This is a genomic window from Burkholderia sp. AU30198, assembly GCF_020419825.1.
Lineage (GTDB): Bacteria > Pseudomonadota > Gammaproteobacteria > Burkholderiales > Burkholderiaceae > Burkholderia.
The window spans coordinates 173410-192799 of record NZ_JAIZSA010000010.1 but is presented as its reverse complement, the minus strand read 5'-3'; the positions used below and the strand labels follow the sequence as shown (position 1 = coordinate 192799).

Below are 19390 nucleotides of genomic sequence, written 5' to 3'. Positions count from 1 at the left end.
TGGGTACCGCTGACCCCGCCACTTCTCCTCGCCGCTCGGTATAAGCGTCGGGGGAAGGAGGCCGTTCGTGTCCCCGCTCCAGTCTGCCTGGCTTCTGCTGGGCGTCAGTGTCCTTGCCGAAGTGCTCGGCTCCGTCGGCCTGAAATTTTCGGCCGGCTTTTCCCGCCCGCTCCCCTCCGCGCTCACCGTCGTCTGTTATGCCTGCGCAGTCTGGCTGATGGCGCTCGCGACGAGGCGCCTCGAAATGGGGCTCGCGTATGCCAGCTGGGCCGCCGCCAGCACCGCGGCCACGGCCGTGATCGGCATCGTCTGCTTCGATGAATCGGTGTCGTCGCTGAAGCTCGCCGGCATCGCGCTGACCGTCTGTGCGCTCGTCGCGCTCAACCTGGGCGAAGCGGCCACTCACTGACCGGTGTCGGGCCAGTCATCGGCGTATGGGCGCCTGGCGGGGCATTGACAACGCCCCCGGACGCCCCTTAACGTTTCGTTCATCGTAACCATCACCGGTTCAGCTTAAGAGGTTGTCGGCCCGCTCGTGCTCGACACCTCTGCCTTCGCCGAAGGCCTGCTGCTTGGCGCCGCCCTGTTCACGTCGGTCGGCCCCAAGGACGCGTTCGTCATCAAGCGCTCGATTTCGAGCCCCCATCTGCTCTCCATCGCCCTCGTCTGCGCAGGCAGCGACGCGCTGCTGATCGTGCTCGGCGCGCACGGATTGTCGTCGTTGCTGTCACAGCATCCCGGCGTGGTGTCGGCCGCGCTGTGGGCCGGCATCGCGTATCTCGCCGGCTATGGCCTGCTCGCGCTGCGCTCCGCGATCCGGCGGCGACAGCCGGAGCACGTCGATGAACCACGCCCGGGCAGCGAACCCACGCTGTCGCGCACAGTGCTCGCGACCGCCGCCGTCTCATTGCTCAATCCGTATGCGTGGATCGACACCGTGCTGCTGCTCGGCACCGTGATCGTGAGCCACACGCCCGCCGCACGTGCGCCGTTTGCAATCGGCGCGATGACGGCGTCGCTCGCCTGGTTCCTGCTGCTCGCCTATGGCGCACGCGCGTGCCGCGCGTGGTTCGCCCATGCGCTGGCATGGCGCCTGCTCGATTGCTTCGTCGCGGCAATGATGCTCGGCTTCGCGGTGCGTTTCGCGATCGACGCGCTTCAGGCGTCAGCGGCTCGATAACGTGCGAAACACGTCGTGCGCGCCGGCATGGAGCTCGAAGCCGATGCCCGGTGCCTGCGGTACGGGTGCGTATCCGGCGTCGACGCGCGCGCCATCGGCCAGTCCGCTGAACGGATGGAACGCGAACGGATTGACTTCCGCCCCGCCGAGCCCGAGCGCCGCGACGACATGCAGCGAGAACAGGTGGCCGCCATGCGGCCAGAATGCGTCGCGCCGCCAGCCGCGCGATGCGAAGTGCTCGACGATCTGCAGATAGCCCGGCAGCCCGTAGCCATGCACCGGATCGAACACCAGCACGTCGCGATCGGGGCGCAGACCGCCGTAGCGGTCGAGCAGCTTCGCTTCCGCGAGCGAGAACAGCGCTTCGCCGGCCGCGATCGGCGGTGCGTAGCGCGTGGCGAGATCCGCCTGGAGCGGCAGGTCGAGCGGATCGCAGATGTCCTCGAACCACCAGAGGCCGAACGGCGCGAGCATCGCGGCGGCCGCGCCGACAGTCGTCGCGTCGTACGTGTTCATCGCGTCGACCGCGAGATGCGAACTGTCCGCCAATTGCGTGGCGGCTGCTTCGATGCGCCTGCGGTCCTGGTCGAGATCCGCGCCGCCGATCTTGATCTTCGCGTGCGTGTAGCCGAGATCGGCGATGCGGCGCATCTCGTCCGACAGACGCGCGAGATCGTCCTGCGGATAGCGGTAGCCGCCGCCTGCGTACACGCGCACGCGTGGTGCCGCCGTGCGTTCGAGTCGGTCAGCGAGAAAGCGATGAAGCGGCAGGCCGGCAATCTTCGCGGCGGCATCCCAGATCGCCATGTCGAGCGTGCCGATTGCGACGCATCGTTCGCCGTGCCCACCGGGTTTTTCGCCGGCCATCATCGCGCGCCATGCGCGGAACGGGTCGAGGTTCGTACCCGCTTCGTCCGCAAGCGTGTCGGCCGCGGCCAGCAGGCGCGGCGCGAACCGTTCGCGAATCAGGCCGCCCTGCGCGAAACGGCCGACCGATGCGTAGCCGTAGCCCGTCACGGCGCGGCCGTCACGCACGACGTCGGTGACGACCGCGACCACACTCGTCGTCAGGCCACCGGACGCGATCGCCGGATCGGCATAGCGGGACACGGGAATCGCTTGTTCGTGGATCGCGGTGATGCGCATGGTCGGGGTTCCGGGAAAACGTTCGGTGTTCGAGGGTCATGCTCGCGTGGCGGCCGGCGCGACGGGCGGATCGCTGCATCATAGGTGCTTGCGCGATGCCTTGCAGGCTCGCGACCGTCATGCGACCCGAACGGCTGCGTCCGATTCGCGCCGCGCCACATCGGCGGACGGACGCGTTCTCCGTCACGCGTTACACGTGTACCGCCCTGTCATCCACGCCCGATATCGGCGGCGCCTGCCGATATCCGGTCGCATCCCGCAATCCGCGTTTGCCCCGAGGCATCGCCGCTTCCGTCGGCATCACACGCGAAAAGTGTCGCCGCCGGTCAACAGCGCGTCGCATTTGTTATGGGTTGCGGTCGGATATTTTCTAGATCGCGTGGTTTTGTGCCGAGAAGATACATGTCGTCAGGCAGGCCAACGCATGCGGAAACGCCACGATGGCTCCCTGCAACGTGCAGCGCATTGAACAACAAACCAGATACTGGAAACAGGGATTGGAGGACGACATGAATGGTAGTCATACGGGCCTGGCAACAGGCCTGAAGCCACGCCACGTCACGATGCTGTCGATCGGGGGCGTGATCGGCGCGGGCCTGTTCGTCGGCTCCGGCCACGCGATCGCGGCGGCGGGACCGGCGGCATTGATCGCGTATGCGTTGACAGGTGCGCTCGTCGTCCTCGTGATGCGCATGCTCGGGGAAATGGCCGTCGCCCATCCGGACAGCGGCTCGTTCTCCACCTATGCCGATCGCGCGATCGGCCATTGGGCCGGCTTCACGATCGGCTGGCTGTACTGGTGGTTCTGGGTGCTCGTGATCCCGATCGAGGCGACGGCGGCAGCCACCATCCTCAACGCGTGGTTCCCCGGCATCGCGACCTGGATTTTCGCGCTCGGCGTCACGCTGCTGCTGACGGTAACCAACCTCTTCTCCGTCAAGAACTACGGCGAATTCGAATTCTGGTTCGCGCTGATCAAGGTCGTCGCGATCGTCGTGTTCATCGCGATCGGCGGTGCGGCCGTGTTCGGGCTGCTGCCGGGCGGTCACGCATCGGGCTTCTCGAACCTGGTCACGCACGGCGGGTTCATGCCGAACGGGATCGGCGCGGTGTTCGCCGGCATGCTGATGACGATGTTCTCGTTCGTCGGCACCGAGATCGTGACGATCGCCGCGGCCGAATCCGCGCATCCGGAGCAGCAGATCGTGCGCGCGACGAATTCGGTGATCTGGCGCATCACGCTGTTCTATCTCGGCTCGATCCTGTTCGTCACCGCGATCGTGCCGTGGAACGACCCGCTGCTGCCGGTACACGGCTCGTACCAGCGTGTGATGGAACTGCTCGGCGTCCCGCATGCGAAAGCGATCATCGACGTGATCGTGCTCGTGTCGGTCGCGAGCTGCCTGAACTCGGCGCTGTACACCGCGTCGCGGATGCTGTTCTCGTTGTCGAAGCGCAAGGATGCACCGGCATTCCTGCACCGCACCGATTCGACCGGCACGCCGCGCGCGGCAGTGCTCGCGTCGACCGCGTTCGGCTTCCTGACCGTGATCGCGAACTACGTGGTCCCGGAACAGGTGTTCAACGTGCTGATCGCGACGTCCGGCGCGATCGCGCTGCTCGTGTATCTGGTGATCGCGGTGTCGCAACTGCGGATGCGCCGCATGCTCGACGTGAGCGGTTCGGCGCTGACGCTGCGGATGTGGCTGTTCCCGTGGCTCACGTGGGCAGTCATCGTGTTCATCTGCGGGACGCTCGTCACGATGCTGTTCCTCGACGGCCACCGGATGGAAGTCGCGGCAACCGGCGTGCTCGCCGGGCTCGTGCTGGTCGCCGCGTGGCTCAACCAGCGCGGCCGCGATGCGCAGTCGAGCCTCAGCCGCCGCGGCGTGTCGTCGGCCTGAGGACGACTCGGCGCGCGCAGACAGGCGCGCGGTTGCCGCTGCCGGCGAGTCGGTCGCATCGGGTTTCGCGTGTTTCGGTTGCCTGGTGCCCTTCGCCAACGACTGTCATGCCACAACGATGTTTCCGGCTCGGCCCGGCCGGCGATCTCCCGGCCGGCCGCGTCGTTCACGACGTCCATCCGCACGGCAACCCGGGGCTGCGGCTCACGCTGGCCGCCGGTGCGATTCGCCGAGCATCGCGCCGGCCCTCCTTGTTTCGCATCTGCGCGAGCAGCTGCCTTATCCGCGCATCATCATGAGTCATGCAGCGCCTGTCGCAAGCCCGCCGGAACCCGACACGCCGGCACGTATCCGGTTCGGCTTCATCCTGTTGCCGAATTTCACGCTGACGGCGTTCTCGGGCATGGTCGACGTATTGCGGCTCGCGGCCGACGAGGGCGACAACAGCCGGCCGGTCAGACTGTCGTGGACGATCCTCGGCGACTTGGCGGCCCCCGTGCGCGCCAGCTGCGGAATCCAGATCCCGGCGTGGGAGTCGTTGAATGCGCGTCAGGCATACGACTACGTGGTCGTCGTGGGCGGGCTCCTGCATGCCCGCCCGGAACTCGACACGGCCACGCTGGAATTCATTCGCGCGGCCGCATCGACCGGTGCGATGCTGGTCGGCATCTGCACGGGTGCGTTCGCGCTGACACGGGCGGGCGTGATGGCCGGACACCGGATCTGCATCAGCTGGTTTCACTACTGGGACTTCATCGAGCGGTTTCCGTCGGTCGATGCGAAGCTGGTGGTGTCCGATCGCCTCTACGTGGTGGACGGCCGGCGCGTGACCTGCTCCGGCGGGCGCGCGTCGATTGACGTCGCGGCCGCGATCCTGGTGCGGCACATCGAGCCGTCGATCGTCTACAAGGCGCTCCGGATCCTGCTGGTCGACGGGCGCGAAACGGTCAGCGCGCCGCAACCGCATCCGCCCGGCGTTGCGCCCAACGCGCATCCGAAGGTGAAGCGCGCGATCCTGCTGATGGAGCAACACATCAGCCACTCGATTACGATCGACGAGCTGGCGCGACGGCTGGACGTCTCGTCGAGACAGCTGGAACGGCTGTTCAGGGAAGCGACCGGCAGCGGGCCGGCCGCCTGCTACCGGGCGATCCGGATTCGCACGGCCGCATGGATGCTGACGCATCTGGACAAGAACATTTCCGAAATCGCGGCCGCCTGCGGTTTTGCCGATGCGTCGCATCTCGGGCGCGAGTTCCGGCGCGCGTACGGGATGTCGCCGAGCGCGTATCGCGAGCGTCAGGCACCCGGCGCGATCGGCGGGATAGCGGAACCGGCCGGGCACGCGACCACGCTCGGCGAACTGTTTCCGAACCGGAACGAGTTTTATTGAGCCGGAATCCCTCGCGGGTCATCCCGGCAGCTATCCCCGTTCGATGGTATCGGCTGAAGGGTGCGGCTCAACGTGTCGGAACGACCGGCGCTATTTGCGCAGGCCGAACCGATCGACTCGCTCAGGCGAACACGAAGTACTTGCGCACCGTTTCCACCACTTCCCACGTCCCTTTCATGCCGGGTTCGATCACGAACACGTCGCCGGCTTTCAGGTGCACCGCCTTCTCGCCTTCCGGCGTGATGATGCAGTAGCCGTCGAGGAAGTGGCAGTACTCCCATTTCTCGTAGTTCACCTCGAACTTGCCCGGCGTGCAGATCCAGGTGCCCATGATCTTGCTGCCGTCCTTCGAGAGGTAAGCGTTCAGGTTCACGGTGTGCGGATCGCCGCCGATGCGCTTCCACTTGGTCGCGTCAAGGACGGGGGTCGGGCAGGTTTCGCGCAAAACGGTGATGAAATCGGACATGTCGGCTCCAGACTAACGATCGTATAAGAGGCCTGTCACGTTAGTTCGAAAGCGTGGCGGGGACTTGTATGCTTCCGACGCGGACTCGTCTAATTTCGACACGGGCCTGCGTGCGGGCACTCCGCCTCAGCCGCTATTCAATTGTCCGGTTGAGGATCGCCACAATGCCGAATGACCATCCCCCACGCGGTGCCGGGCGACCCCGGCATGGAAGCTCCAGCCTCGACACAAACCGGATCTTTCACGGCCGGGCTATGCCAGCAACCGGTGCGCGGAAAAGGCTCTCCGGGCAGGATCCGTAGCCTCGGTTACGCGACAGGCTTCGGGAAGTAAGCGCCCTCCTCCGCCGGAATGCTGCCATCCCGGTAACGCGTGTCCTCCCAAAGCAGCCGCCAGCGCACCACCTGTTCGTCGTTGGTCCCTTCCAGCAGGTACTTGTGGGCAACACTGCCCTTGAGGAAGTAACTCGGACAGCCCACCTTGCCGGCCGGAAACCAGGGCTCCCAGATACCCTCGACTGGAATCGCCTGATCGCTATCAATCTCGCCGCTGCCGGATTCGTTCCTGGGCGGACAGGGAGGAAGCGATGCGGGATAGGTACGACCGGGTGGCCAATACCGCCAGGCCGGAAGGGGCGCATCTTCGAACATGGATTCATAGGTCCAGTGCTCAAAAACGCGGGTCCCGCCATCCGCACGTGTTCCGTATGCCAGCATCCCGGTAAAACCGAATCCGACCGTGCACTTGAGCGCGTAGCCAATCAATCTCTCGATCCACACGCCCTCCGCGAACCCGGTGGCATACACCGGGTCCGCAAAGTTGGTGTCCTTCAGTCCCAGTGAATGAAAAAACGGATCGTATTTACGACCGATTTCAAGCGCGCTCCGTCCAAACAACAGGTCGCCACCTTGCTGGCTTCCAATAATCAGCGCGTCGTATGCCGCTCGTTTGTCATGACCTTGGCGCAATGCATCGATGCCCAGATCCATTCGCACCAGTGCCCCCAGGAAATCATGTCTGTAGGCTTCCTCAAGCTCCACCTGATTCGGGCTCGGTGTGTCCAGTTGTTTTGCGTATGCGCCGAGAAAGTCCCGATATAGTCCAACGGCGTATTCCAGGAACGTGAAACTCGTCCATTTCTTGAGCAGATAAAACGCCTGTGCTCGCGCGCCCTGTTCCTGCTCGGGGGTCATGGTCAACGTATTCAACATCACGGAACCTGTTCGTCCGTCGATTGTTTGCCGGCATCGGCTACCGCTGCCTGATCGAGCGGCGACAACGCGACAGGCGTGGAGGAGTAAGTTTCCTCCTCCGCCGGAATGCTGCCATCCCGGTAACGCGTGTCTTCCCACAGCAGCCGCCAGCGCACCACCTGTTCGTCGTTGGTCCCTTCCAGCAGGTACTTGTGGGCAATGCTGCCTTTGAGGAAGTAACTCGGACAGCCGACCTTGCCGGCCGGAAGCCAGGGCTCCCAGATACCCTCGACTGGAATCGCCTGATCGCTGTCGACCTCACCGGCCGGGGATTCGTTCCTGGGCGGACAAGGAGGAAGTTCTGCGGGATAGCTGCGACCAGGCGGCCAATATCGCCATGCAGGAAAAAACGGATCCTGGAACAACGATTCATAGGTCCAGTGCTTGAACACACGCGTGCCGCCGTCGGCACGCTTGCCATAGGTAAGGTATTCGGAAAAATCGAGCCCGACCGTGCACTTGAGCGCCTGACAGCTCAACTCTTCAATCCACGCCCCTTCCGCATACCCCGTTGCATATTCGAAATCCGACAATCTCGTATCCCTCACGCCAAGCGCGTGGAAAAACGGGTCATAGGTTCGACCGACCTCGTGCGCGCTCCGCCCGAACAACAGCTCGCCGCCCTTCTCGCTACCCGCTATGAGCGCACCGTAAGCCGATCGCTTGTCGACACCTTGTCGCAAGGTCTCGATGCCTTGCTCCATCCTCACCAGCGCATTCAGGAAATCGCTGGCATACGCTGCCGCCAGTTCCGCCTGATTCGGGCTCGGCGTGTCCAACTGCCTGGCGTACGCGTGAAGGAAATCCCTGAACAGACTCACTGCATGATCCAGGAAGGTCACGCTTGTCCATTTCTTGAGCAGGTAAAACGCTTTGGCGCGCGCATCCAGTTCCTGCTCGGGAGTCATGGTCAGGGTATTCAGCATCGTGGGTTCTGTTCTTCCGTGGATTGTTTTCCGACATCGGTGAGGGCTCGCCGCGCATGGCCTTTGCGAGAACGCCCCCGTGACGGCGCCGAGACGGTATCGCCGACTGTATTCGACCTATCCGTTGGGCCGTTGAAATTCGGCTCCGATGCTACAGCGCGCAGAAGGGATGTGCCTTCAGCCTGGATGGGTGAACCGGTGAATAGCGAGGGGCTCGCCCGACACGGCCCGCGACGCCACCGCCCCAGCATCGAGCCATGCCGGTTTCGCTGCCACCGCCCAAAACCTCCCGCTTGCCATCCCCACCGAACCCCCTGTAGAATTACGCGTTCTGCGGGCGTCGTATAATGGCCATTACCTCAGCTTCCCAAGCTGATGACGTGGGTTCGATTCCCATCGCCCGCTCCAGTACATCTCAAACCCCTGCCGCGCCAGGCTTGCAGGGTTCTCCGGCAGTCACTGCCCCTCTTCCCGCGATATCCGTCTCAAATGTGTGCCACGGTGCATTTCCGTCGCGCGCCTGCTCAGGATCGCCCGATAGCTCACCCGTGACATAGAGCCCGGCGTCTGGCCCATCCGCCACATATCTCCAGCCGCCCTCGCCCAACGACATGCGAAGGCCGGTCGAAGCACGCGGCGCCTACCTCATGCCTCCGACAAACATCACGATGAGGATGGGCAAGCACAGCAGGCCATGAAGCACGATCGCGCAATATGCCGGCACCAAGTCCACTCCGGCATCATCTTTCGCATGCAGCAACGCACCGATCGCCCAGACGAGACCGCCCAGCGAAACGATGCCGCACAGAACCACGACAACCAGCGCCGTACCGATCGCACCAAATCCCGACGCCCCCGCAAAGGCCTCCGGATTATTCAGGATCGATATACCGACGATGCCGGCAATCGCACACTCGGCGAGTGCAAGGATGGCCGGGCTGCTACCGATCTTGCGACGCACGGAAGTTGTTTCACTCATGGCTTTTCTCCCCAAAGGCCAGTGATGGCGGATCATGCCGACTCACCCTCTCGCATGGTTGTTGCAAGCGCAACCATCGGCGAAACATGAATCGTCGCGGCAGCCGTCATCGCTTCTTGTCGTTCTGGCCGCAGGCCGTCGAAACGAAACGCGCACTGTTCATTTTCATCACGTTGCGCACGCGTCTCACGCACCCGGTCATGCCGGCTGCGTACGCGATTCTACTCAATCGCCCGACGACAGCACATCGTCCGAACCATCCCGCCCCCCAAAGAAAAAAGACACACCCTCCCTCATCGGGAAAATCGGTCAGCGAACAGACGAGCGCCGGCCTCGACGCACTGACCGACGACGAGGAAATCCGCCTGCAGCGGATGAACCGCGCGTATCGCGAGCAGCATGGCTTCCCGTTCATCATCTGCGTGCGTCACTACACGAAGGCCGGCATCTTCTTCGAACTGGAAAGCCGCGTGTCGCGCGAGAACGCATTCGAACTCGACTCCGCGATGAACCAGCTCAAGGCGATCACGCGCCGCCGGCTCGACCAGCGCGTCGCGTGACGCGCAACGCATCCGTTCGCTGAAACGAGGGCCGATGCGGCATGCGCTTCGGCCCCGTCCCCCTATGCCCCTCACCCCCGAGCACGCCGCCGCCGGGCCGACGGCAGCACGGCCTCAGCCCCCGCAACCTTGCCAGTCGGATCAAACCAGTCCATAATCCGGCTCTTTCCGGTTGGCTGAACGGGAAATCCTTAAGGATCAACGGCTTGACGGCGTATCGCCGCTCCCGTCGCCACGTTCCGCAACCGCGCGCCCAGCCGCCTCGTCGAAGGCGGCTTTTTTGTACCGCGCTGGCGCGTCCCGCGCGCCCGATGCCCTCGCCCGCAACCGAGCCTTTCTCTGTCACCGATGATGCACGACGAACCGAACGAAGCCGGCCTGCCGCCGCACGACGACGCCATTCCCGACGAAGCCGCCGAAGGCGCCGACGAAGTCAACCCGCTGCACCACCGCCGCATCCGCAGCTTCGTGACGCGCGCCGGCCGCGTGTCGACCGGCCAGCGCCGCGCGCTTGACGACCTCGGCCCGCGCTTCGTCGTCCCGTATTCGCCGGAGATGCCCGACTGGGATGCCGTATTCGGCCGCAGCGCGCCGCGCATCCTCGAAATCGGCTTCGGCATGGGCGCATCGACCGCGGAAATCGCCGCAAACCGCCCCGGCGACGACTTCCTCGGCGTCGAGGTGCACGAGCCGGGCGTCGGCGCGCTGCTGAAGCTGATCGGCGAGCAGGATCTGCCGAACATCCGCATCATCCAGCACGACGCGGTCGAGGTGCTCGAGCACATGCTCGCGCCGGCAAGCCTCGACGGCGTGCACATCTTCTTCCCCGACCCGTGGCACAAGGCGCGCCACCACAAGCGCCGGCTGATCCAGCCGCCGCTCGTCGCGCATCTCGCGTCGCGCCTGAAGCCCGGCGCGTACATTCACTGCGCGACCGACTGGCAGAACTACGCGGAACAGATGCTCGAAGTACTCGGCGCGGAGCCGACGCTCGAAAACACGGCCGCCGACTACGCACCGCGTCCCGACTACCGCCCGGTGACGAAGTTCGAACGTCGCGGGCTGCGGCTCGGCCACGGCGTGTGGGACCTGGTGTTCCGCAAGCGCGCAGGCTGAGTCCTCCCGCTGCGGCGGCGCACGCCGCCCCGCTCCAGATAAAAAAAGCCCGACCGGCAGATGCCGATCGGGCTTTTTTCATCGGAGGCGCACCCGCCTCCGCATTCGCGTTACGCCCAGTTCATCGCGTCACGCCCAGTTCAGCCAGCCGCTGTACCCGACCAGCAGCACGAACAGCCCGAACGCAATCCGGTACCACGCGAACACCGTGAAATCGTGCGTCGCGACGTAGCGCAGCAGCCAGCGCACGCATACGAACGCGCTGACGAACGCCGCGACGAGCCCGAGCGCGAACAGGCCGAGCGAATCGACGGTGAACGCCTGCCAGTCCTTGACGGTTTCGTAGAGCGTCGCGCCGAAGATGATCGGAATCGCGAGGAAGAACGAGAATTCGGTAGCGACGCGCCGGTCGAGGCCGAACAGCATCCCGCCGATGATCGTCGAGCCCGAGCGCGACATGCCGGGAATCAGCGCGAAACACTGCGCGATGCCGACCTTGAGCGCATCGAGCGGCGTCAGCGCATCGACCGACACCACGCGCGGCGGCTCGCGACGCTCGCGCTGCCGCGCCTCGGCCCACAGGATGATCGCGCCGCCTACGACGAGCGCGAACGCGACGGGCACCGGCGAGAACAGCACGGCCTTGATCTTCTTCTCGAACAGCAGGCCAAGCGCGATGGCGGGAATCGTCGCGATCACGACGTTCAGCGTGAAGCGCCGCGCGTCGGGCCGGCTCGGCAGCCCGGACACGATGGACGCGATCCGTTGCCGGTATTCCCAGCAGACCGCGAGGATCGCACCGAACTGGATCACGACGTCGAATGTCTTCGCGTGCGCATCATTGAAATTGAGGAAGCTGCCCGCGACGATCAGGTGACCGGTACTCGACACCGGCAGGAATTCCGTCAGCCCCTCGACGACGCCGAGGATCAAAGCCTTGCAGATCAGGATCCAGTCCATCCGTGGCCCAACTCCGAAATGGTCGAATGAATGGGCCACTCTTCCACGCGCGGCCCCCCTCCGGCCGAGCGCGGTTCGTCGTCATTTCTCGACGATCGCCACGCGTATGCCGTTTGTAAGAATCGTAATTGTACCGGGTTCGTAGTTCACCCCGGCAAATTGCAGTTGTTCGGGCTTGAACGTGTAGATCGGATAGTTGGTCAGCAACTGCGTCGCAAGCAGGCCGGCGGCCGCGCCGACCTGCTGCGCGTACATCTGCGCGTCGCCGTCGAGCGCGAGGCTGTCGACGGCCGGCGACTTCAGCACGACCGAGCGGCTCGGCGCGTCGTAAGCCAGCTGGCCCGACACGGTGAACTTGCCGCTCACGGGCGCGCGCAGGAACGGGCTCGTGAAATGCGCGTCGAGCTGCACGGCGACGCGGTTCTGGTCGGGCAGCAGGTTGACGGCCGGGTTCGCGAGCGACACGTCGACGACCTGCGCGACCGTCTTCTGGTACGGAAACTTGCGCGCGACGGCTTTCTGCACGTCACCGCGCGAGAACGTGTAGTGATCGGGGATGAACGGGAACGTCGACGCGCACGCGGCGAGCGAGAGCGTCACGCCGATGGCGCCGACGGTTGCGGCAAGAAAACGGCGCCGGCCGGGCGCGCAAGGTGCGGTCATGCTGAACACTCTCCTGGTGGCGACGGCCGCGTCGCGGCCTCGAGACGCGTGAGCCACGCGAGCGCGTCGTCGCGCGACGCGCCGCACATGTCCGCGGCCGGCTGCAACCCGGAACAGCACGCGGGCCGCTCGGGGCGGCCGAAGATCCGGCAGCGCAGGTCGTCGCCGAGCTGCACGCAGCGCACGCCGGCCGGCTTGCCGTCGGGCATGCCCGGAATCGGGCTGGAAATCGACGGCGCGATGCAGCACGCGCCGCAGCCCTCGCGGCACGCATGCGGCGGCGGGACGGCTGACGCCGGGCGGACAGGCAATTCGACGGACACTCGGCTCTCTCGAACGAACAACAAAAAACGGTGCGGCAACCGGACGCGGTGCCGGCAGCCCCACCCCGCATTGTGCCATCGCCGGCTGCGACGTTATTACACAATGCAGCCGAATCGCGCGTTTATATACTCGAAAGCATCTAAAAAGCGCGAGACCATCATGCGTTCCGGTTCTGCCGACTCATTGTTCCGTCCCGATTTGCTCGCGAAGTACGGCGCGAACGGGCCGCGCTATACGTCGTACCCCACCGCGCTGCAGTTCCGCGACGATTTCGACCCGGCCGACTATGTGCGCGCGGCAACCGACCCTGGCGCGTCGTCGAGCGAGCTGTCGCTGTACTTCCACATCCCGTTCTGCAACACCGCGTGCTTCTACTGCGGCTGCAACAAGATCGCGACCAACAACCACCGCCGCGCGCGCCCGTATCTCGACCAGCTCAAGCGCGAGATGACGCTGCAGGCCACGCTGTTCGATCCCGCGCGCCCGGTCACGCAGCTGCACTGGGGCGGCGGCACGCCCACCTTCCTGTCCAACGACGAAACGGCCGAGCTGATGGCGGCCACGCGCGAGCACTTCGCGCTCGCGCCGGATGCCGACGCCGAGTTCTCGATCGAGATCGACCCGCGCACGGTCACGCCCGCGACGCTCGTCCACCTGCGCACCATCGGTTTCAACCGGCTGAGCCTCGGCGTGCAGGATTTCGACCCGGTCGTGCAGCAGGCGATCAACCGCATCCAGCCGCTCGCGATGACGGCCGACCTGCTCTCCGCCGCGCGCACGACGGGCTTTCATTCGGTGAGCGTCGACCTGATCTACGGGCTGCCGCACCAGACCGTCTCCGTCTTCGCGCGCACGCTGGAAACGATCATCGAACTCGCGCCCGACCGGCTGTCGGTGTTCGGCTACGCGCACATGCCGCACCTGTTCAAGATGCAGCGGCAGATCGACGACGCGACGCTGCCGCCGCCGGAAACGCGTGTCGCGCTGCTCGGCCTCGCGATCGACATGCTGACGTCGGCCGGCTACGTGTACATCGGGATGGACCACTTCGCGCGGCCGTCCGACGAGCTCGTGCGCGCGCAGAAGAACGGCACGCTGCAACGCAATTTCCAGGGCTACAGCACGCGCGCGGATACCGACCTCGTCGGGTTCGGCGTGTCGTCGATCGGCAAGGTCGGCGACGTGTACGCGCAGAATGCGAAGGACCTGCCCGCCTACGGCGCCGCGCTCGACGCGGGCCGGCTGCCGATCGTACGCGGCGTACGGCTCACGCCCGACGACCGGCTGCGCCGCGACGTGATCACGCAACTGATGTGCAACCTCGAGCTGCCGTTCTCGCATGTCGAGGCCGCCCACGGCATCCGCTTCGCCGATCATTTCGCGCGCGAACTCGACGGGCTGCGCCCGTTCGAGCGTGACGGGCTGCTGTCGATCGCGGCCGACCGCCTGACGATCCATCCGGCCGGCCGGATGGTCGTGCGCAACATCGCGATGGCGTTCGACGCGTATCTCGGCCAAACGCAGCAGCAGCGCTACTCGCGCACCGTCTGAGCCCGGCGGGCCCGGCCGGCCGCACGCGGGCGGCCGGTTTGATACAGTGTGGGGCTTACGCCCCGCCAGAATCCGCACGATGCGCACCACCAAAGCGACCCACGCGGTCGAACGCCTGAAGACCCGCTCCGGCAACCCGCAATTCGCGGCCGTCGCGATGGCGGGCGGCCTGTTCTATCTCGTCGACCGCTCCGGCAGCACCGCCGAAAAGCGCTGCGAGCCGCTGCCGCTCGACGAGTTCGTCAAGTTCGTCGACGAATTCGGCCCCAAAAAACCGCGCAAGGCGAGCAAGCTCGATCTCGCGTTCGAGGCGCAGATCAAGAAGAGCAAGGGGTAAAGGTCTGTTGCAGGCCGCCTGAAGGCTTCGCGGCCGCCCCGTTTGGTACAATCACGAAGTTTCTCTATCCCCGCTGATGGCCGACCAGGCTGCGTGACCACACCATGAATATCGAAAACGCGCGTTTCAACATGATCGAACAACAGATCCGGCCGTGGGACGTGCTGGATCTCGACGTCCTGGGCCTGCTGTCGATCGTCAAGCGTGAAAACTACGTTCCGGCCGAATACCGCGATCTCGCGTTCGCCGACCTCGAACTGCCGCTGCCCGGCGGCAACAGCAAGATGCTGTTCCCGCGCGTCGAAGCGCGCGTGCTGCAGGAGCTGACGGTCAAGAAGCACGAGAACGTGCTCATCATCGGCGCCGGCTCGGGCTACCTGGCTGCGCTGTTCGCGCACCGTGCGCAGCACGTGACGGCCGTCGAGATCGATCCGACCAACGCGAAGTTCGCGGAAGACAACCTGCGCAACGATGGCGTGACCAACGCGGAAGTCGTGCTCGGCGACGGTTCGCGCGGCTGGGCCGGCAAGGCACCGTATGACGTGATCTGCGTCGCGGGCGGCCTGCCCGTCGTGCCGCAGGAAATGCTCGAACAGCTGAAGGTCGGCGGCCGCCTCGCGGCATTCGTCGGCGGCCGTCCGGTGATGAAGGCGCAGATCATCACGCGCATCGACGACAAGCAGTACCGCGTCGCCGACGTGTTCGAAACCTACATCGACCACCTCGTCAACGCGATCGAGCCGTCGCGCTTCAAGTTCTGAACGGCGGAGCCACCATGCAGATCCTGACGGCCGCGATGCTCGCGGAATGGCTGGGCGACAAGGCGCGCCCCGCGCCGGTCGTGCTCGACGTGCGCGAACCGTGGGAAATCGCGACCGCGCACATCGCCGGCAGCGTGTCGATCCCGATGCAGCAGATTCCCGCGCGCAGCGAAGAACTCGACGACGAAGCGGAAATCGTCTGCGTGTGCCATCACGGAATGCGCAGCGCGCAGGTCGCGATGTTCCTCGAATCGCGCGGCTTCACGAAGCTGTACAACCTGCAAGGCGGGATCGACGCGTGGTCGCGCGACGTCGATCCGTCCGTACCGCGTTACTGATCCTGCCGGTGGCGCATCGCGTGCCATTGCACCGGCCGGCACCTTGCCGCCGGTCACACTGATCCCCCGAACGGGCACGCATCGCGTGCCCGTTTCTCTTTTCCGCTCCGGTTAATCACTTCAGCGTCGTCTCGATGACCGACAGCGGCACCGTTGCGTCCGTGACCTGCCCTGCCCGCGTGGCGCGAAGTCACGGTGTACGACAGTTCCCGCAACGCGTGCAGGTGCAGGCATCGGAACGGGGAACCCCGACCGTGCACCATTTGCGCCCGTGCCCCTGCACCGCGACGGACCGCGCATGCTGCACGACGCGTCATGCGCACCGTCCCGACGCCCCGCCCTGCCCCGCGCAGGCACGCCGGACGTGCATCCGCACGACTGGCACATGCCTTGCGTTACCCCCTTGGCCGACGCCTTCACGGCGCACGCATATCCAACACGACAAGGGGATCCCGATGAAACGTCGCAGTCTGTTGAAGTTCGGTTCGATGGCCGGCGCACTCGCGCTCGCGGGCAAGAGCCCGTTCGCGCACGCGGCCGATGCGGGCACCGGCCCGATCAAGGTCGGCATCCTGCACTCGCTGTCGGGCACGATGGCGATCTCGGAGACGTCGCTGAAGGACACCGCGCTGATGACGATCGCCGACATCAACAAGAGCGGCGGCGTGATGGGCCGCAAGCTCGAGCCGGTGGTGGTCGATCCCGCGTCGAACTGGCCGCTGTTCGCCGAGAAGGCGCGCCAGTTGCTCACGCAGGACAAGGTCGCCTGCGTATTCGGCTGCTGGACGTCGGTGTCGCGCAAATCCGTGCTGCCGGTGTTCGAGGAACTGAACGGCCTCCTCTACTACCCGGTGCAGTACGAAGGCGAGGAAATGTCGCGCAACGTGTTCTATACGGGCGCCGCACCGAACCAGCAGGCGATCCCGGCCGTCGAGTACCTGATGAGCGCGGAAGGCGGCGGCGCGAAGCGCTTCTTCCTGCTCGGCACCGACTACGTGTACCCGCGCACGACCAACAAGATCCTGCGCGCGTTCCTGAAATCGAAGGGCGTGAAGGACGCCGACATTCAGGAGGTCTACACGCCGTTCGGCCACAGCGACTACCAGACCATCGTCGCGAACATCAAGAACTTCTCGCAAGGCGGCAAGACGACCGTGATCTCGACGATCAACGGCGACTCGAACGTGCCGTTCTACAAGGAGCTCGGCAACCAGGGGATCAAGGCGACCGACGTGCCGGTCGTCGCGTTCTCGGTCGGCGAGGAAGAACTGCGCGGGATCGACACGAAGCCGCTCGTCGGCCACCTCGCCGCGTGGAATTACTTCATGTCGGTGAAGAACCCGACCAACACGAAGTTCAAGGACCAGTTCGCCGCGTGGGTGAAGGCAAACAACCTGCCGGGCGGTGCGAAGCGCGTGACCAACGACCCGATGGAAGCGACCTACGTCGGCATCCACATGTGGAAGCAGGCCGTCGAGAAGGCGAAGAGCACCGACGTCGACAAGGTGCGCGTCGCGATGATCGGCCAGACCGTCGCCGCGCCGTCGGGCTTCACGCTCGCGATGGACGGCAACCATCACCTGCACAAGCCGGTGATGATCGGCGAGATCCGCAGCGACGGGCAATTCAACGTCGTGTGGAAGACCAAGACCGCGGTGCGTGCGCAACCGTGGAGCCCGTTCATCGCGGGCAACCAGGGCAAGCCGGACATCGTCACGTCGATCCCGGCCTTCCTGCGCCGGCAGCGCGCGGCGCTCGCCTGACGCAGTGTGGCACGTCGCGCTTCACGCGCGACGTGCCACTCGCACGCCGATGCCGAACCCGATGCACCGACCGCGCTTGCCGAGATGAACCGCACGCGAGCGCGCATCGCCTCACGCATCCGCTTCCCCACGCCCGACAGGATTTCCCGATGCCTACACGCTTTCGCCGAGCCGCCATCGCGATCGTCGCGTGCGCCGCCCTCGCGGGCGGGCTGCCACGCGCCGCGTTCGCGTTGACGGCGACCGATACCGCCGCGCTCGCCGGCGACGACTTCGACGCGAAGACGGCCGCGGTCGAACGGCTCGCCGCCGATTCCGATCCGCGCGCCGTCGCGGTGCTTAACGCGCTGTCGACCGGCGAAGCGCTCGCGACCGGCGACGGCCGCCTGCTGATCCAGACCGGCGACACCGCACACGACGCGCTCACGCAGGCCGCGACACCGGCCGGCGACGCGCAGCCCGTGATGCTGAACAACCTGCTGCGCACGAAGATCGCGGGCGCGCTGTCTGGCCTCGCGCTCGCGTCGCCCGACGTCGCCGCGCGCCGCGACGCGATCGATGCATTGCTGAAATCGCCCGACCCGGCACTCAAGCCGATGATCGACCGCGCGCGTGCAAAGGAAACCGATCCCGCGCTGAAGCGCCGACTCGACGCACTGTGGGCGATCGCCGCGCTGCACGATGCCGATCCGGCGAAGCGCCTCGAAGCCGTGCAGGTGGTCGCCGCGCGCCAGGACCTCGACATGATCGAGCAGTTACGCCCGCTCGTCGCGAAGAACGCCGACGGCAGCTATGCGGAGCCCGATGCGCGCGTGCGCGACGCCGCGCAGCAAGGTCTCGACGCACTACATTCGCTGCAGCGCCGCGGCGAGATTGCCGGCACGCTGTTCGCCGGCCTGTCGCTGGGCAGCGTGCTGCTGCTCGCCGCGCTCGGCCTCGCGATCACGTACGGGCTGATCGGCGTGATCAACATGGCGCATGGCGAATTCCTGATGATCGGTGCGTACGCAACCTATGTCGTGCAAACGCTGATCCAGCGCTATGCGCCCGGCGCGTTCGACTGGTATCCGCTCGTCGCCGTGCCGGTGTCGTTCATGACCGCCGCGCTCGTCGGCATCGTGCTCGAACGGCTCGTGCTGCGGCACCTGTACGGCCGCCCGCTCGAAACGCTGCTGGCGACGTTCGGCGTGAGCCTGATCCTGATCCAGGCGACGCGGATGCTGTTCGGCGCGCAGAACGTACAGGTCGTGAACCCGTCGTGGATGAGCGGCGGCGTGACCGTGATGCAGAACCTGATCCTGCCGTACAACCGGCTCGCGATCCTCGCGTTCGCGCTCGCGGTGGTCTTCATCGCGTGGGCCGTGCTGACGAAGACGCGGCTCGGCCTGTTCGTGCGCGCCGTCACGCAGAACCGCAGGATGGCCGCGTGCGTCGGCGTGAAGACCGCGCGCGTCGATGCGTATGCGTTCGCGTTCGGCGCGGGCATCGCGGGCCTCGGCGGCTGCGCGCTGTCGCAGATCGGCAACGTGGGCCCCGACCTCGGCCAGAACTACATCATCGATTCGTTCATGGCGGTCGTGCTCGGCGGAGTCGGGCAAATCGCCGGCACCGTGCTCGGCGGCTTCGGGCTCGGCCTCGCGAGCAAGGCGATCGAGCCGTTCTGGGGCGCGGTGCTCGCGAAGATCGCGGTGCTCGTGATGATCGTGCTGTTCATCCAGAAACGTCCGCAGGGCATGTTTGCCCCGAAGGGCCGCAGTGCGGAGGCTTGAC

The 19390-nt window shown here is 65.7% G+C and carries 20 protein-coding genes and 1 tRNA gene; 13 read left to right on the top strand and 8 right to left on the bottom strand.

Going from position 1 to position 19390, the window contains the following annotated elements; genetic code table 11:
• Nucleotides 1-67 precede the first annotated feature (67 nt).
• Both LGN19_RS22480 and LGN19_RS22475 read left to right on the top strand, forming a co-directional pair.
• Nucleotides 68-409, top strand: coding sequence for a DMT family transporter (locus LGN19_RS22480; RefSeq protein WP_122944670.1), 342 nt, complete (start codon nt 68-70; stop codon nt 407-409).
• Between the two features lie 126 nt (nt 410-535).
• The gene (locus tag LGN19_RS22475; protein ID WP_174976991.1) at nt 536-1180 is read left to right on the top strand and encodes a LysE/ArgO family amino acid transporter; all 645 of its coding nucleotides are present in this window, start codon (nt 536-538) and stop codon (nt 1178-1180) included.
• Here the strand turns inward: LGN19_RS22475 and LGN19_RS22470 are convergent.
• Nucleotides 1166-2326, bottom strand: a complete 1161-nt coding sequence (locus LGN19_RS22470; RefSeq protein ID WP_226217176.1) for an enolase C-terminal domain-like protein — start codon at nt 2324-2326, stop codon at nt 1166-1168. The two genes, LGN19_RS22475 and LGN19_RS22470, sit on opposite strands and share 15 nt — an antisense overlap.
• 509 nt (nt 2327-2835) lie before the next feature.
• Between LGN19_RS22470 and gabP the strand changes: the two genes are divergently transcribed.
• Both gabP and LGN19_RS22460 read left to right on the top strand, forming a co-directional pair.
• Entirely contained in the window at nt 2836-4230 is a 1395-nt protein-coding gene (gabP, locus tag LGN19_RS22465; protein WP_226217174.1) for a GABA permease, read from the top strand.
• A 295-nt stretch (nt 4231-4525) separates the two neighbouring features.
• A complete protein-coding gene (locus LGN19_RS22460; protein WP_226217173.1) occupies nt 4526-5623 on the top strand; it encodes a GlxA family transcriptional regulator in 1098 nt (365 codons plus the stop codon).
• Between the two features lie 121 nt (nt 5624-5744).
• Here LGN19_RS22460 and LGN19_RS22455 read toward each other — a convergent pair whose 3' ends face one another.
• The 3 genes from LGN19_RS22455 to LGN19_RS22445 form a co-directional block, all read right to left on the bottom strand.
• The gene (locus tag LGN19_RS22455; protein WP_089439410.1) at nt 5745-6089 is read right to left on the bottom strand and encodes a cupin domain-containing protein; all 345 of its coding nucleotides are present in this window, start codon (nt 6087-6089) and stop codon (nt 5745-5747) included.
• 308 nt (nt 6090-6397) lie between these two features.
• Nucleotides 6398-7300: an Imm72 family immunity protein gene (locus LGN19_RS22450; protein WP_226217171.1), complete on the bottom strand. Its 903-nt coding sequence runs from the start codon at nt 7298-7300 to the stop codon at nt 6398-6400.
• Nucleotides 7300-8268, bottom strand: a complete 969-nt coding sequence (locus LGN19_RS22445; protein ID WP_226217169.1) for an Imm71 family immunity protein — start codon at nt 8266-8268, stop codon at nt 7300-7302. Before LGN19_RS22445 ends, LGN19_RS22450 begins: the two co-directional genes overlap by 1 nt.
• 333 nt (nt 8269-8601) lie before the next feature.
• Here LGN19_RS22445 and LGN19_RS22440 point away from each other — a divergent pair.
• A tRNA-Gly gene (locus tag LGN19_RS22440) sits at nt 8602-8676 on the top strand.
• Nucleotides 8677-8908: 232 nt separating this feature from the next.
• Here the strand turns inward: LGN19_RS22440 and LGN19_RS22435 are convergent.
• A complete protein-coding gene (locus LGN19_RS22435) occupies nt 8909-9247 on the bottom strand; it encodes a hypothetical protein (protein ID WP_122944665.1) in 339 nt (112 codons plus the stop codon).
• An 86-nt stretch (nt 9248-9333) separates the two neighbouring features.
• On the opposite strand from LGN19_RS22435, the gene LGN19_RS22430 reads away from it, so the two are divergent.
• Nucleotides 9334-9807 (top strand): 2-oxo-4-hydroxy-4-carboxy-5-ureidoimidazoline decarboxylase, encoded by a 474-nt coding sequence (locus LGN19_RS22430; RefSeq protein WP_226217167.1) that lies wholly within the window; start codon nt 9334-9336, stop codon nt 9805-9807.
• Nucleotides 9808-10155: 348 nt separating this feature from the next.
• Nucleotides 10156-10923 carry a tRNA (guanosine(46)-N7)-methyltransferase TrmB gene (gene trmB / locus LGN19_RS22425; RefSeq protein WP_174957076.1) on the top strand — a complete coding sequence of 256 codons (768 nt, stop codon included), beginning with the start codon at nt 10156-10158 and terminating at the stop codon, nt 10921-10923.
• 129 nt (nt 10924-11052) lie between these two features.
• Here trmB and LGN19_RS22420 read toward each other — a convergent pair whose 3' ends face one another.
• The 3 genes from LGN19_RS22420 to LGN19_RS22410 form a co-directional block, all read right to left on the bottom strand.
• Nucleotides 11053-11883 (bottom strand): undecaprenyl-diphosphate phosphatase, encoded by an 831-nt coding sequence (locus LGN19_RS22420; protein ID WP_175222824.1) that lies wholly within the window; start codon nt 11881-11883, stop codon nt 11053-11055.
• A gap of 81 nt (nt 11884-11964) precedes the next feature.
• Nucleotides 11965-12546, bottom strand: a complete 582-nt coding sequence (locus LGN19_RS22415; protein ID WP_122944662.1) for a DUF1439 domain-containing protein — start codon at nt 12544-12546, stop codon at nt 11965-11967.
• Complete coding sequence (locus tag LGN19_RS22410; protein WP_226217165.1) at nt 12543-12869, bottom strand: YkgJ family cysteine cluster protein; 327 nt, start codon at nt 12867-12869, stop codon at nt 12543-12545. Before LGN19_RS22410 ends, LGN19_RS22415 begins: the two co-directional genes overlap by 4 nt.
• 160 nt (nt 12870-13029) lie before the next feature.
• On the opposite strand from LGN19_RS22410, the gene hemN reads away from it, so the two are divergent.
• The 6 genes from hemN (at nt 13030) to urtB (ending at nt 19389) form a co-directional block, all read left to right on the top strand.
• The gene (hemN, locus tag LGN19_RS22405) at nt 13030-14421 is read left to right on the top strand and encodes an oxygen-independent coproporphyrinogen III oxidase (protein ID WP_226217163.1); all 1392 of its coding nucleotides are present in this window, start codon (nt 13030-13032) and stop codon (nt 14419-14421) included.
• Between the two features lie 79 nt (nt 14422-14500).
• Nucleotides 14501-14758 carry a hypothetical protein gene (locus tag LGN19_RS22400; RefSeq protein ID WP_226217162.1) on the top strand — a complete coding sequence of 86 codons (258 nt, stop codon included), beginning with the start codon at nt 14501-14503 and terminating at the stop codon, nt 14756-14758.
• 104 nt (nt 14759-14862) lie between these two features.
• Nucleotides 14863-15519 (top strand): protein-L-isoaspartate O-methyltransferase family protein, encoded by a 657-nt coding sequence (locus tag LGN19_RS22395; protein WP_011351194.1) that lies wholly within the window; start codon nt 14863-14865, stop codon nt 15517-15519.
• A 14-nt stretch (nt 15520-15533) separates the two neighbouring features.
• Complete coding sequence (locus tag LGN19_RS22390) at nt 15534-15857, top strand: rhodanese-like domain-containing protein (protein WP_011351193.1); 324 nt, start codon at nt 15534-15536, stop codon at nt 15855-15857.
• Nucleotides 15858-16312: 455 nt separating this feature from the next.
• Entirely contained in the window at nt 16313-17620 is a 1308-nt protein-coding gene (gene urtA / locus LGN19_RS22385) for an urea ABC transporter substrate-binding protein (RefSeq protein WP_226217160.1), read from the top strand.
• Between the two features lie 149 nt (nt 17621-17769).
• Nucleotides 17770-19389: an urea ABC transporter permease subunit UrtB gene (urtB, locus tag LGN19_RS22380; protein WP_226217158.1), complete on the top strand. Its 1620-nt coding sequence runs from the start codon at nt 17770-17772 to the stop codon at nt 19387-19389.
• Nucleotide 19390: the final 1 nt, after the last annotated feature.